This window comes from Flavobacterium sp. UGB4466 (assembly GCF_903469665.1).
Classification (GTDB): domain Bacteria; phylum Bacteroidota; class Bacteroidia; order Flavobacteriales; family Flavobacteriaceae; genus Flavobacterium; species Flavobacterium lipolyticum.
Genome location: NZ_CAGKLC010000001.1, coordinates 71,744 through 86,113, shown reverse-complemented (window position 1 = coordinate 86,113; position 14,370 = coordinate 71,744). Strand labels below are relative to the sequence as shown.

Here is a 14,370-nt window from a genome sequence, read left to right as displayed (position 1 = left end):
GAACCTTGCGAACTAACTTCGCGCACTTTGCGGTAAAAAAAACTTAAAAACAACACTACGGTTCAATCAATTAAACGATTAACCGATTAAACAAATAAACATTATGTCAAAAGAAGTAAAATCAGTAGAATACGGATTGGAAAAAATCTTTGAAGGAGCACAGGATTTCCTTCCGTTATTAGGAACCGACTATGTAGAATTCTACGTCGGAAATGCAAAACAATCGGCACATTATTACAAAACAGCTTTCGGATATCAGTCATTAGCTTATGCCGGACTGGAAACCGGAGTAAAGGACAAGGCTTCTTATGTTTTAAAACAGGACAAAATCAGAATTGTTCTAACAACACCTTTAACTCAGGATTCACCAATACACGAACACCTTAAAAAACACGGTGATGGTGTAAAAGTAGCCGCTCTTTGGGTTGAAGATGCCAGAAGTGCCTACGAAGAAACGATGAAACGCGGTGCTCGTTCTTTTATGGAACCAACGGTTGAATCAGACGAATTTGGAGAAGTGGTTCGTTCGGGAATATACACTTACGGAGAAACGGTTCACATTTTCGTAGAAAGAAAAAACTACAACGGTATTTTCCTTCCGGGGTATCAGGAATGGAAATCGGATTACAATCCCGAGCCAACCGGTTTAAAATACATCGACCACATGGTTGGAAATGTAGGCTGGAACGAAATGAATACCTGGGTAAAATTCTACGAAGATGTTATGGGATTCGTAAATTTCCTGTCATTTGATGACAAGCAAATTACCACAGAATATTCAGCATTGATGAGCAAAGTAATGTCTAACGGAAACGGAAGAATCAAATTTCCTATTAACGAACCGGCAGAAGGAAAGAAAAAATCTCAAATCGAAGAATATTTAGATTTTTATGGTGGTCCCGGAATTCAGCACATTGCCATTGCTACAGATGACATCATCAAAACCGTATCACAATTGAGAGCACGAGGTGTTGAATTTTTATCAGCTCCTCCTCACACTTACTATCAGGCAATTCCTGAAAGATTAGGCGTGCATATGGATATGATGAAAGAAGACATTAACGAAATTGAAAAGCTGGCTATCATGGTCGATGCCGACGAGGACGGTTACTTGTTACAAATATTTACGAAGCCTGTTCAGGACCGACCAACACTATTCTTTGAAATTATACAAAGAATGGGCGCAAAAGGATTCGGCGCAGGAAACTTTAAAGCCCTTTTCGAGTCAATCGAGAGAGAGCAGGAATTGAGAGGAACGTTGTAAAAACGCATTTTTTTTACATTATGCAAAAAAATTCTCTGTAAAATGATGGTTTTTATGCAAATGTTATGTTAAACTCACTTTTTAACATTTATTTTTTGAACTTTGTATCTATCTTTGCACTCGCAAATCAGGAAGGGGTGGTTTCCTTCCGAATTGATATAAATTTCATAATTTATAGTTTTTTGGTTAGTTAATAGCATAAAAACTCCGTCATTCCTTGACGGAGTTTTTTTGTTTTGATACATTTGGAATAAAATTTGCATTTATATATCTTTAATAGTGAAATGTAAAAAATGTACTATGAAAAAAATAGTCCTGCTCATATTAGTTCTTACGACCCTAGGTTTCGACACTCAAAAAGAAGATGCTTTTGACACCGGAGAATACTTCAGATTCAGAATTCATTACGGAATCATAAACGCCGGTTACGCTACCCTTGAAATTAAGGACGCAACGATCAACAATAAAAAAGTTTTTCATGCTGTAGGTAAAGGATACACCACCGGAATGTCAAAATTTTTCTTTAAGGTGGAAGACCTTTATGAAAGTTATTTCGACAAACAAAACGGAGATCCTTATCGTTACGTTAGAAAAATAAACGAAGGAGGCTACACCAAAAACCAGGAAGGTTTTTTTGATCAGTCTGAGAAAAAAGTTTTAGTAAAAGATTACAAGCGTAAAACCGAAAAAACAATTGTAATCACCGACAATGTTCAGGATATTATCTCTTCTTTTTATTATTTGAGAAACCATCCCAACATAGACAAACTCAAATCAGGTGAGGCCATCACCATTGATATGTTTTTTGATGATGAAATCACAAAATTTAAGTTAAAATATGTAGGCCGACAGGATATTACAACTAAATTTGGTACTGTTTCTTCAATGGTTTTCAAACCACTGGTACAAACCGGGAGAGTTTTCAAAGAAAAAGAAAGCGTAACCCTTTGGATTACAGACGACGAGAACAAAGTTCCGATACGCATAAAAGCAGATTTGGCTGTTGGATCACTTAAAGCCGACCTTGACGAATATAAAGGATTAAAAAATCCATTTAAAGCAAAAAAATAATGAACCCTACTGATCATTCAGAATCAATTTTAAAAGAAATTGACCTTAAATTCCAAGCTATAAATCAAAAAACCGATGTACAATTAGAAGGATTGCTTTGGTCAAAACCTATCACCTACTGGGACTACATACAAACGGATGCCCTGTTAAGTTTACAAACCCAACGCACTACGCTTCCTGACGAGATGGTTTTCATCATGTACCATCAGGTAAACGAATTGATCTTTAAAATGATATTATGGGAAATTGACCAAATTTCCAACACGCAAGCTATTCAGGTTGCCTTTTTCAGTGAAAGATTATCAAGAATAACGAGATACTTTGACATGCTGACCAATTCGTTTAGCATCATGGAAAACGGAATGGAAGTGGATCAATACATGAAATTCAGAAATACACTGACTCCTGCAAGCGGCTTTCAAAGTGCACAATACCGATTAATCGAATTTGCATCGACAGATGTGATCAATTTAACCGATCGCCGATACAAATCAAACTTTGACGAAAATACTCCGCTAGAAACCAGTTTCGAACATTTATATTGGCAGGCTGCCGGAAAAGATTATCAAACCGGAGAAAAATCATATTTGCTTCAGGAATTTGAAAACAAGTACAAGGATCAGTTCCTAAGACAAATGTCAACTTTTAAATCAAAAAACATCTGGCAGAAATTTACTCAGTTACCTTTAGAGGACCAACAAAATCAGGAGTTAATTGATGCGATGCGTCATTACGACAAAACGGTAAACATCACCTGGGTAATGCAGCATTTAAATACTGCAAGAAAATACATACTGGAAAGCGGAAAAGGAAATGGAGAAGCCACCGGAGGAAGTGATTGGCAAAAATATATGCACCCAAAATACCAAAGACGCATCTTTTTTCCTAAATTGTGGACCGAAGAAGAATTGTCCAATTGGGGAAATGAAACAGCTAATTAATTTCCTAAAAAAATTTAAAAGTTTGAAAAAAGCATTCGTAATTATAACCGTTTTATTCTCAATATTTTCATGCAATAAAACTGCCGAAAAAGTTGAAACTAAAATCACTAAACCAAAAACTAAAAAAGTAGAATTTGGTTTTAATTACGCCGATTTCAATGTTATTCACGATACTATTAAAAAAGGAGATTCATTTGGATCTATTCTTCAGAGTCAGAATATTGGAGACAAAAAAGTCTATGATGTTGTAGAACAAATAAAGGATTCTTTCAATGTAAGGACCATTCGCTACAACAAACCTTATACTATACTTCGCTCAAAAAACAAAACAAACAAGTTACAGGTTTTTATTTATCAGCCGGATCCGCTGACTTATTATGTAATAGATGTAAGAGACAGTATTGCAAAGGCCAGCAAAAAAATAAAACCGGTCACTTTAAAACGTAAAATTATCGGAGGAGTTTTAAAAAGCTCTCTTTCTGAAACTTTAGGTAATGAAAGCGTGGAAGCCGCTCTTGCCAGCAGAATTACCAAAGTTTTTTCATGGTCGATTGACTTCTTTAAACTAAAAAAAGGAGATCGTTATGGATTAATTTTCACAGAACGTTTTATTAATGGCAAAACTTACGACGGTGTTGAAGATCTTGAAGCCGCTTTTTTCGAATATAAAGGCAAAATTATTTATGCTTTCCCATTTGAAAAAGACACTACTTCAGGAAAAATAGAATATTATGACGATCAGGGGAAAACGTTGAAAAACTTTTTCTTAAAAACTCCGATTAAATTCAGCCGAATCACTTCGCGATTTACAGCCAACAGATTCCACCCGGTACAACACACCTGGAAAGCCCACAAAGGAACGGATTATGCCGCTCCAACCGGAACACCAATTTCGTCAACTGCCTCGGGAATTGTAGAAGCAACAGGATACACGGCAGGAAACGGAAACTTTGTAAAAGTAAAACACAACGGAACCTACTCTACTCAATATTTACACATGTCCCGAATTTTAGTGCGACGCGGTCAGCGTGTGACACAGGGACAAACCATTGGATTAGTGGGCAGCACAGGGCTTGCAACAGGACCTCATGTTTGTTACCGTTTTTGGAAAAATGGCGTACAGGTAGATGCTTTGAGACTTAATTTACCAACCGGAGAATCTTTAACCGGAAATTACAAGACCCGTTTCTTCCAGCAAATAGAACCTTTGAAGAGAGAACTGGACAGTATTGGGAATCTATAAAAATCTGTTTTTATCCTTAATATAGAAACAAACATGAAAAACAAACGCATTAAAGACCTTCTTGATGAAACTTTTTCAGATTTAAAATTATTCTACAGAGACACCACTTTAGATGATCGTTTACTTACTGCGTATCAAATTGGACAAATATTAAAAGAAAAAGACTTTACAGACATGTCTTTTATTGGTGGCGGTCTTTCCGGAAACTGTAGATTTTTAATTGCAAGTGCCGGAGCAAGAGATTTATCCAAATTCAATCCGGATTCGGCAAAAAACGGACATGCTCTTCTGGATGACAATTCTTTCTTTAAAGTATTGGACATTTGTAAAATCGACAACAAAACCCAGATTTTCCTCCTCAACATTCCCGGAAACTCACTTCCGCTTTTTAAAAATTCGATTTCAAATCTCGAAGAAGAAATTACAACAAAAGCAAGACAAAAATTTACCGCTAAAATCAACGCTCCTCTAATTCCGGAATTACAAACCGAAGTTTGGAGAGAAAAAACAAAATCCCCTATTGGCATCAGTCTTTCCGGTGAATTACACTTTGACGATTCAACTATCAAAAAAGAGGAACTTCAAAGAATAGAAATCAATACAATCAAAAAGCGCATCGAAATCAACAAAAAGCCCTGGTGGAAAATTTGGTAAAACTTCCACTTAAAAACAAGTATTTATCAAATCCTACATCGACGCATGAAACGATTCTTACTACTACTTTCTTGTACAATAGCTGTGGGGTGCTCTAATCCACACACTTTTCTTTTAAACGATAAGAAACAAAATCAATACTTTGTATCGGAATCCATCCAACAGGCATTCGAAAAAGACATCATTACAAAATCGCCTTTAATTGTGATAAACGGAGTTCCGTTCCAGTACGACAAAAAGCAAGACACTATAATTTTGCCTCTTGAAAAAGCTGACATCATAAGTATAGATTTTTTAAATGAAAACAGCAGCCGCATCATTTACAACGAAAAAGAAAACGATGGTGCCATTATAATAACGGCAAGAATTCGGAACAAATAAACACATATATCGTTTTCGTAACTATTTGTTATATAATTGTGAAGCTTAAAGCTATTAGAACTAATTTCAGTATTTTTGTTTTTTTATAACCACATTCTCAATTAAACAAAAAATGGCTTTAAACACTACAAACCCAACCGGGACTGAAGCGTGGAAAAATCTACAAAACCACTATAACGCAACTCATACAACTACGATACAAGAACTTTTTCAACAGGACAATGCGCGTGTTGAAAAATTCAATTTACAATGGAATGACTTTTTAATTGACTATTCCAAAAATAACATTAGTCAGGAAACCGTTTCTCTTTTACTGGAATTAGCCCATTCCATTGGATTAAAAGAAGCCATCTCTCAATATTTTGAAGGAGCAATCATTAACCAGACTGAAAACAGAGCGGTTTTGCATACTGCGTTGCGTGCACCAGAATCTGCAGTTATTAAAGTAGAAGGCGAAAATGTAATTCCGGAAGTTTATGAAGTAAAAAACAAAATCAAACAATTCACGCATGAAGTTATTTCGGGAGAAAGAAAAGGTTTCACCGGAAAAGCTTTCACTGATGTAGTAAATATCGGTATCGGAGGTTCTGACCTTGGGCCGGTTATGGCAGTTGAAGCTTTACAGTATTACAAAAACCACTTAAACTTACACTTTGTTTCTAATGTAGACGGCGACCATGTAAACGAAGTGATTAAAAAATTGAACCCGGAAACAACTTTATTCCTTATTGTTTCCAAAACTTTTACCACTCAGGAAACCTTATCTAATTCTGAAACGATAAAAGAATGGTTTTTGAAATCGGCTTCCCAGGAAGATATTGCCAAACATTTTGTTGCGGTTTCCACCAATATTCAAAAAGTAACTGAATTTGGAATTAATCCTGACAATGTTTTCCCAATGTGGGATTGGGTTGGAGGAAGATTTTCTTTATGGAGCGCTGTTGGTTTGAGCATTTCGTTGGCGATTGGCTTTGACAATTACAACGAACTTTTAAAAGGAGCTAATGAAATGGACGAACATTTCAAGACAACAGCATTCGACAAAAACATCCCTGTAATTCTGGCATTGTTAAGCATTTGGTATAATAATTTCTTTGGTGCTGAAAGCGAAGCATTGATTCCATACACCCAATATCTTCAAAAATTAGCTCCCTACCTGCAACAGGCTACTATGGAAAGTAACGGAAAAAGTGTTGGTCGTGACGGAAAACCGGTTAACTACCAAACCGGAACAATTATCTGGGGAGAACCGGGAACGAATTCTCAACATGCCTTTTTTCAATTGATTCACCAGGGTACAAAATTAATTCCAACAGATTTTATTGGATTCGTTCAACCTTTATACGGAAACAACGATCATCACGATAAATTGATGTCCAACTTTTTTGCTCAGACGGAAGCCTTAATGAACGGAAAAACAGCTGCACAAGTTCAGTCCGAATTTGACAAACAAGGATTATCAGCAGAAAAAGCAGCTTACTTATTGCCTTTTAAAGTTTTCCCAGGAAACAAACCTACAAACACGATCTTAATTCAAAAACTAACTCCAAAAACTTTGGGATCACTGATTGCTTTGTACGAACACAAAATTTTTGTTCAGGGTATTATTTGGAACATTTTCAGTTACGATCAATGGGGAGTGGAGCTAGGAAAGCAATTAGCGAATTCTATTTTGGATGAAATTAACAGTACGACCGTAAAGAATCATGACAGCTCGACTTCTTTTTTGTTAAATCACTTTTTGAAGAACAAATAAAATTAACGAAAGCCTTTTTTCACAACATACTGAAACGCCTTGATTTAATAAAAATTAAGGCGTTTTTTCGTACGTAAACCTGCGAAAAAGGAGCCAAACAACGCGTTCTTGCAAGTTTAGCACTACAAGACCATTACAATCATTACGATTTTAACAAAATCAGTGTCTAAAAATTTACAAAAACTACATTTTATCTAGCAAAAATTAGAAAAATCATTTTAATGCGCAACACATTATACAAATCTTTCTTTTCTTAACACTTTGATAACATTATCTGATTTTATTGTTATAATTTTGCCAAAAACAATAAACTAATTAACAAATGAAGACAATGAAAAATTGGTTACTTACTGGACTATTGTTCATGATAGTTTCAACCGCATTTTCTCAAGGAAAAATTTCCGGTATGATTACCGACGGAGTGGGTTCACTTCCGGGAGCAAACGTTGTGATCAAAGGATCTACAGTTGCTACTTCTACAGATTTTGACGGTAAATTTACTCTTAATGCAACAACAAGTACAGGAGAAATCGTTATTTCTTTTTTAGGTTACGAGAACTTAACTCTTAGATTTTCAGTTAAAAATGGTCAAACTACTAATCTAGGAACAATTGTTTTGACTTCTAATTCTAACGAATTAAGCGAAATTGTTGTAAAAAGCACAATCGTTGACATCGCAAAAGACAGAAAAACTCCAGTAGCGGTTTCTACAATTAAAGCTGCTGAGATCCAGGAAAAACTTGGAACTCAGGAATTTCCGGAAATCTTAAGAAACACTCCTTCTGTGTATGTAACAAAAGCAGGTGGTGGTTTTGGAGATGCCAGAATCAATATTCGTGGTTTTACTCAAAACAATATTGCTGTTATGATCAATGGTATGCCGGTAAACGACATGGAAAACGGTTCTGTTTTCTGGAGTAACTGGGCTGGTCTTTCAGATGTTACATCTGCTATGCAGGTACAAAGAGGTTTAGGAGCATCTAAACTTGCAACTCCTTCTGTAGGAGGAACGATCAACATTGTAACTAAAGCTTCTGACAGAAAAGAAGGAGGATCTTTCTCTTCTGGTTTCGGAAACGGTAGAAATTTCAAAATTCAAGGTTCATACAATACCGGAAAATTAGAAAACGGTCTTTCTGCATCTGTTTTGTTATCAAAAACAATGGGAGACGGATATGTTAACGGAACTCAATTTGAAGGATCTAACTACTATGTTGCTTTAGGATATGGCAGCAAAAGTGGTAAACACGACTTTCAACTTACGGTAACAGGTGCTCCACAATGGCACAACCAAAGATCTACAGTATCTACAATCGCAGCTTACCAACAATACGGTAGAAATAACGAACCAAATATCAGATACAATCCTGATGCAGGATATTTGAATGGTGAAGAATATAACATTAGAAAAAACTACTACCACAAACCAGTAGCTTCTTTCAACTGGGATTATAAAATCAACGAAACTACAAAACTTTCTTCTGTTGTTTACGCTTCTATGGGACGTGGTGCAGGAGCTAGTGCAACTGGAGGAATTAAAGGAAAAGGATACAATGATGCTATAGCATTCAGAACTGCTGACGGTTTAGTAGACTATGATAAAATTTATGCTTACAACTCTGGAAAACCAGTTACTATCGCAGGTTTTACAGGACCTCAAACAAGACAAAAAATTGGTGGAGTTTATCAAAACAGTTCTTATTTTAATGCAGGTTCTGATGTAGCAAATTATAATCCAAGCACAAATATCAACACTTCTGGTATCTCACAAACGTCATCTATCAACTCTCATGACTGGTTTGGTGCGGTAATTAACTTAAACAAGAAACTTTCTAATACCTTAACTTTAGATTTCGGTTTTGACGGAAGAACTTATAAAGGATACCACTTTACAGTTGTAAATGATTTATTAGGTGGTGGTGAGTATTTTGACAACTTTATTGCTAGTCAAAAACCAAACGGAAGACAGTTAACTAACACTTACGATACTGATGTTCAATGGAATGTTTTCCAAAATAGAAAATACGACAAAGTATCTTTCAACAGTACTGGTAATGTAAAATGGTATGGTTTATTTACTCAATTAGAGTACTCTAAAGACAACCTAACAGCATTTGTTCAGGGAGCAATTTCTCAACAAGGATACAAAAGAGAAGATGACTTCGTTTATTTACCAACTGATCCTTTAGCTTCTACTCCTTACAAAAACTTATTAGGTGGTAATGCAAAAGCGGGAGCTAACTACAATATTAGCGAAAAAAGCAACGTATATGTAAACGCTGGATATTACTCCAAACAACCTTTCTTTAACTCTGTTTATCCAAACAACAGATCAACAGTAAACCCTAACCTTACTAACGAGAAAATTATTGGATTTGAAGCTGGATATGGTTTCCGTTCTAGATTTTTCAACGCTACAGTAAACGTTTACAACACTACTTGGAATGACAGATACTTAAAAGGTAATGCACTTCCAACTACTACTGCAACACCTGCAAATTCAACTTACACTGAGTTCTTAGGACTTAACGAAGTTCACTCTGGAATTGAATTCGAAGGATCTTCTAACATTACAGAAAGATTAAAAGTAACAGGAATGTTCTCTTATGGTATTTGGGAATACAAAGGAAATGCAACAGTTAATGCTTACTTCCAAGCAGACAACTCACCTGTACCAGGATTCCAAGGAACTACAGTTTACATGGACAAAGTAAAAGTGGGTGACGCAGCACAAATGACAGCCTCTTTAGGAGCATCTTACGAAGTTCTAACAAGAGTAACAGTTGATGCAAACTATAACTTCAACGACAATTTATATGCAGGAATCAACCCAACTAGTTTTACATCTGCAACAAACAAAGGAGCATTACAATTGCCTTCTTATGGTTTGATGGATGCTGGTTTCTCATACAAAATGTTAACTGGAAAAAACAAAGACAAATCAGTTAACTTCAGATTAAACGTTAACAACGTACTTGATAAAATTTACATCGCTGAATCAAGAACAAACTTTTTCGCTGATGACAACCTTCCTGTAGCTTCTGGCCAACCAGCTGGTTCAAAAGGAACTTACGCATCTAACGGAATGCTTTACAATGGAGTAGCAAACATTAACCAGGTATTCTTCGGTTTCGGAAGAACATGGAACTTCTCTCTACGTTATGATTTCTAATATTTAGAATCTAAATAAATACCTAAAGCGGCATTGACTTTTAGTCTGATGCCGCTTTTTTTATACCCTTTTTTGCTATATTTGTTTTATCAAAAAATCTAATTTATGTACTATTTTTTACAAAAATTCCATTCAGGATGGGCTTATTTGGCGCTGTTGCTTTTATTAATTGCTGTTGTAAATGCCATCCTTGGCCTTACTTCTAAAAAAGACTTCACAGCCAAAGACCGCAAAATTGCCTTGTTTGCTTTGATTGGAACTCATACGCAGTTATTGATCGGTCTTATTCTTTATTTTATATCTCCTTTAGGGAAAGCTGTCCTTGGCCAAATGTCTGATGCAGCACTTAGACTTACTTCATTAGAACACCCTTTAATCAATATTATTGCTATCATTTTGATCACCATCGGATGGTCTAAACATAAAAAATTAATCGATAGCGCTGCAAAGTTTAAAACATTTGCTATTTTTTACGGATTAGGATTATTGCTTATTTTAAGCAGAATCCCATGGAACCTATGGTTCTAAGAAAAAACCAATTAAAGCCCTAAAAAGAGGGCTTTTTTTATCTCGGCATATTATTTGTACAAACTCCCCAAGTCTGAAAAAAAATAAAACATGAGAAATAAAAAACATATTTTACTCACTGCACTTACTATAACTTTTTTAAGTTGTTTTACCTATGTTATAAGCCAAACAAAGCCTGCAACTGAACCTAAAATTACTCAGGATACTGTCAAAACTGCCAGACCTAATTTAATTGCAATACCAACTGATTCTGTTTTTACGGATAAGGGCTTGAAATTAAAACCTTATAAAAAAAATGCACATGCCTCTTATTACGCTGACCGTTTTAATGGTAAAAAAACAGCTAACGGAAGTCGATTCAGCAACAGCGCTTACACTGCAGCACACAAAAAACTTCCTTACGGAACCAGAATAAAAGTCACCAATGAAGCAAACGGAAAATTTGTAATTGTAAAAGTTACCGATCGCGGTCCATTTGTTCGAACAAGAGATCTCGATCTATCCAAAAGAGCCTTTATGGAAATCACGAAAAGTAAAGGAAGCGGTGCCATGAAAGTTACAATCGAAACTATAGTAGAATAACATCCTTTTAAAATACAAAATCCGACAGTTTTTTAGAAACCGTCGGATTTTTTCGTAAATTGAGTTGTCCCAAAAAAGATCTAAACAAACTTTCGAATACTCATTACTATCCCGGTATGAACGCCTTCATGATAATTATTAAAATCCAAAGCTCCGTTTATATTCTTCAGGGTATATCCTAAACTAGTGGTGTATTCATTATAATTCACAAAAATACCTGCCGCAAAATCATTTTCAACCTGCTTTAAAGTAGTCGAAAGCAACTCCCGTATTTTATCAACTTCCGCTTGCGAAACGTCTCCTTCCGGCTTAGTATCTTTTCGGTATTTAGCAATAAACTCTTCAGAAATGGTAACCGGTAAGCCCGATAACTTATAAACCAAAGCCTGCTGTGAAGCAACGCAATGTGCGATATTCCAAATGATATTATTATTAAATCCCGGTGGAATTTTGTTTAACTGTTCTAATGAATGACTGTCTAAAACTTTCAAAAGAATCTCTCTAATGGTCTTTTGTACTTCAAAAACTGGGTTCATATTTTTATTTTTTTTTCTAAAATTAGGCAATTTTAAGTTTCAAATGGATTTTCTTTGTAGTCTCTTAAATTTAAACTTATGAACAAAATATATTACTTAGCATCCTGCGATACTTGCCGAAAAATCATTAAAGCATTACCGGAAGGCAATAACCTGGTTTTTCACGACATTAAACAAAATCCGATTACAGCAACGGAATTAGAAGAAATGTATCAACTTTCGGGTAGTTACGAAGCTTTGTTCAGCAAAAAAGCACAATTGTATAAATCGATGGATTTAAAGAACAAATCTTTAACGGAAGCCGATTTTAAAAAATACATCTTGGAACACTATACTTTTTTAAGCCGTCCTGTTTTTATTATTGACGGCAAAATCTACATCGGCAACAGTCAGCAGAATGTTCTACAGGTAATGAAAGCCTTAGGACAATAATTTAGCTAAAAGCTGTAAAGATTCCCGGTTTGCGTTAGGGATAGAAGTGGAAATCCTTTTTTTGAGTTTTTTCTGCTCAAAAAAAGATTGAAACGAATAGCCCGACCGAAGGGAACGCCCAAAACCTTTTAAAAATAAGGCAATAGAAACTAGAAAACCTCACTCTAAAGTTTTTTAGTATCTTTGCGCCTTTATACTCAATTATATGATACAATCTATGACAGGGTTTGGCAAAGCTTCTTTGCAATTGCCTACAAAAAAAATTACCGTTGAAGTAAAATCCTTAAACAGTAAAGGTTTAGATTTAAATGTTAGAATGCCATCGGTGTACCGCGAAATGGAACTAGGTTTAAGAACTCAAATCTCTACTAAACTGGAAAGAGGAAAAATTGATTTCGGAATTTACGTTGAAAGTACTTCTGAACAAACCTCAACTAAGGTAAATGTTCCTGTTGTAAAAAACTACATCGCCCAACTAAAAGAAGTTTACCCGAATGCAGACGAAACGGAACTGATGAAAATGGCCGTTCGAATGCCGGATACCCTAAAGACGGAGCGCGAAGAAATTGATGAAAATGACTGGGAACAAATTCAGCTGATCATCGAAGAGGCCTTGGAAAACATTCTGACTTTTAGAAAAGACGAAGGCGAATCTCTTGAAAAAGAATTCAATCTTAGAATATCAAATATCCGTCAATACATGAATGACGCTCTGGCACTTGATCCGGAACGTATTAAAGCGATTAAAGACCGTCTGCAAACTGCTATTTCAGAATTGAAAGTGAATGTGGATGAAAACCGATTCGAACAGGAATTGATTTACTATCTTGAGAAACTTGATATTACGGAGGAAAAAGTTCGTTTAACCAATCATTTAGATTATTTCCTTGAAACTATTAAAGGTTCTGAAGCTAACGGTAGAAAACTTGGATTCATCACTCAGGAAATGGGCCGTGAAATCAATACCATGGGTTCAAAATCGAATCATGCGCAGATGCAAAAATTGGTTGTCATGATGAAGGATGAATTGGAAAAAATCAAAGAACAGGTTTTAAATGTACTTTAAAAGCCGCAAGCTTTAAGCAATAGGCTTTAAGCAAAAAAAACATAGAGTAAGTGAGCTTAAAGCGTACCGCCTAAAGCCTAAAGCATAAATTAATGAATAAAGGAAAATTAATTGTTTTTTCAGCACCATCAGGATCGGGGAAAACAACTATAGTAAAGCATTTATTGGGGAAAGAAGATTTAAATTTAGAATTTTCAATCTCAGCAGCGTCTCGCGACCCACGCGGAGAGGAAGAACACGGAAAAGATTATTATTTTATTTCACTGGAGCAATTCAAGAAACACATCAAGGCCGAGGAATTCCTGGAATGGGAAGAAGTGTATCGCGACAACTTTTATGGTACTTTAAAATCGGAGATTGAAAGAATCTGGGCTTTAGGTAAAAATGTGATTTTTGATATTGATGTGGCCGGCGGACTGCGTATCAAACATAAATTCCCGGAACAAACTTTGGCTGTATTTGTAAAACCTCCAAGTGTTGACGAACTAAAACGTCGACTAAAACAACGTTCTACTGAAAGTGATGACAAAATAAACATGCGAATTGCAAAGGCTTCGGTTGAACTGGCAACTGCACCGCAATTTGATACGATTATCAAAAATTACGATTTAGATACCGCTAAAGAAGAAGCATATCAGTTGGTAAAAGATTTTATTTCGAAATAGTTTATTAGTCATTAGTTACTAGTCATTAGCCCTTAGTTACTTGTTGCTAGTCTTTCGTCATAAATAGTAGATCTCGAAT

The 14,370-nt window shown here is 35.6% G+C and carries 14 protein-coding genes; 13 read left to right on the top strand and 1 reads right to left on the bottom strand.

Features of this window, described 5'->3' with window-relative positions; genetic code table 11:
• Positions 1–103 precede the first annotated feature (103 nt).
• The 10 genes from hppD (at position 104) to JO950_RS00320 (ending at position 11,592) form a co-directional block, all read left to right on the top strand.
• On the top strand, positions 104–1,264 hold the full coding sequence (hppD, locus tag JO950_RS00365; RefSeq protein ID WP_202700547.1) for a 4-hydroxyphenylpyruvate dioxygenase: 1,161 nt from the start codon (positions 104–106) through the stop codon (positions 1,262–1,264).
• A gap of 300 nt (positions 1,265–1,564) precedes the next feature.
• Positions 1,565–2,335: a DUF3108 domain-containing protein gene (locus tag JO950_RS00360; RefSeq protein ID WP_202700546.1), complete on the top strand. Its 771-nt coding sequence runs from the start codon at positions 1,565–1,567 to the stop codon at positions 2,333–2,335.
• Entirely contained in the window at positions 2,335–3,276 is a 942-nt protein-coding gene (locus JO950_RS00355) for a tryptophan 2,3-dioxygenase family protein (protein WP_202700545.1), read from the top strand. The genes JO950_RS00360 and JO950_RS00355 overlap by 1 nt, the downstream gene beginning before the upstream one ends.
• A 22-nt stretch (positions 3,277–3,298) precedes the next feature.
• On the top strand, positions 3,299–4,519 hold the full coding sequence (locus JO950_RS00350; protein WP_202700544.1) for a peptidoglycan DD-metalloendopeptidase family protein: 1,221 nt from the start codon (positions 3,299–3,301) through the stop codon (positions 4,517–4,519).
• A 33-nt stretch (positions 4,520–4,552) separates the two neighbouring features.
• Positions 4,553–5,173, top strand: coding sequence for a hypothetical protein (locus JO950_RS00345; RefSeq protein ID WP_202700543.1), 621 nt, complete (start codon positions 4,553–4,555; stop codon positions 5,171–5,173).
• 45 nt (positions 5,174–5,218) lie between these two features.
• Positions 5,219–5,554: a hypothetical protein gene (locus JO950_RS00340; protein ID WP_202700542.1), complete on the top strand. Its 336-nt coding sequence runs from the start codon at positions 5,219–5,221 to the stop codon at positions 5,552–5,554.
• Positions 5,555–5,666: 112 nt separating this feature from the next.
• Complete coding sequence (gene pgi, locus JO950_RS00335; RefSeq protein WP_202700541.1) at positions 5,667–7,310, top strand: glucose-6-phosphate isomerase; 1,644 nt, start codon at positions 5,667–5,669, stop codon at positions 7,308–7,310.
• A 322-nt stretch (positions 7,311–7,632) separates the two neighbouring features.
• The gene (locus tag JO950_RS00330; RefSeq protein WP_202700540.1) at positions 7,633–10,482 is read left to right on the top strand and encodes a TonB-dependent receptor domain-containing protein; all 2,850 of its coding nucleotides are present in this window, start codon (positions 7,633–7,635) and stop codon (positions 10,480–10,482) included.
• Between the two features lie 105 nt (positions 10,483–10,587).
• A complete protein-coding gene (locus tag JO950_RS00325; RefSeq protein WP_202700539.1) occupies positions 10,588–11,010 on the top strand; it encodes a hypothetical protein in 423 nt (140 codons plus the stop codon).
• 90 nt (positions 11,011–11,100) lie between these two features.
• The gene (locus JO950_RS00320; protein WP_202700538.1) at positions 11,101–11,592 is read left to right on the top strand and encodes a septal ring lytic transglycosylase RlpA family protein; all 492 of its coding nucleotides are present in this window, start codon (positions 11,101–11,103) and stop codon (positions 11,590–11,592) included.
• Between the two features lie 80 nt (positions 11,593–11,672).
• Here JO950_RS00320 and JO950_RS00315 read toward each other — a convergent pair whose 3' ends face one another.
• Positions 11,673–12,128, bottom strand: a complete 456-nt coding sequence (locus JO950_RS00315) for a DinB family protein (RefSeq protein WP_202700537.1) — start codon at positions 12,126–12,128, stop codon at positions 11,673–11,675.
• A 78-nt stretch (positions 12,129–12,206) separates the two neighbouring features.
• Between JO950_RS00315 and JO950_RS00310 the strand changes: the two genes are divergently transcribed.
• The 3 genes from JO950_RS00310 to gmk all read left to right on the top strand — a co-directional run bounded on the left by JO950_RS00310 (position 12,207) and on the right by gmk (position 14,291).
• On the top strand, positions 12,207–12,560 hold the full coding sequence (locus tag JO950_RS00310) for an arsenate reductase family protein (RefSeq protein WP_202700535.1): 354 nt from the start codon (positions 12,207–12,209) through the stop codon (positions 12,558–12,560).
• 205 nt (positions 12,561–12,765) lie between these two features.
• Positions 12,766–13,626, top strand: a complete 861-nt coding sequence (locus JO950_RS00305) for a YicC/YloC family endoribonuclease (RefSeq protein ID WP_202700533.1) — start codon at positions 12,766–12,768, stop codon at positions 13,624–13,626.
• A gap of 92 nt (positions 13,627–13,718) precedes the next feature.
• Entirely contained in the window at positions 13,719–14,291 is a 573-nt protein-coding gene (gmk, locus tag JO950_RS00300) for a guanylate kinase (protein WP_202700529.1), read from the top strand.
• Positions 14,292–14,370: the final 79 nt, after the last annotated feature.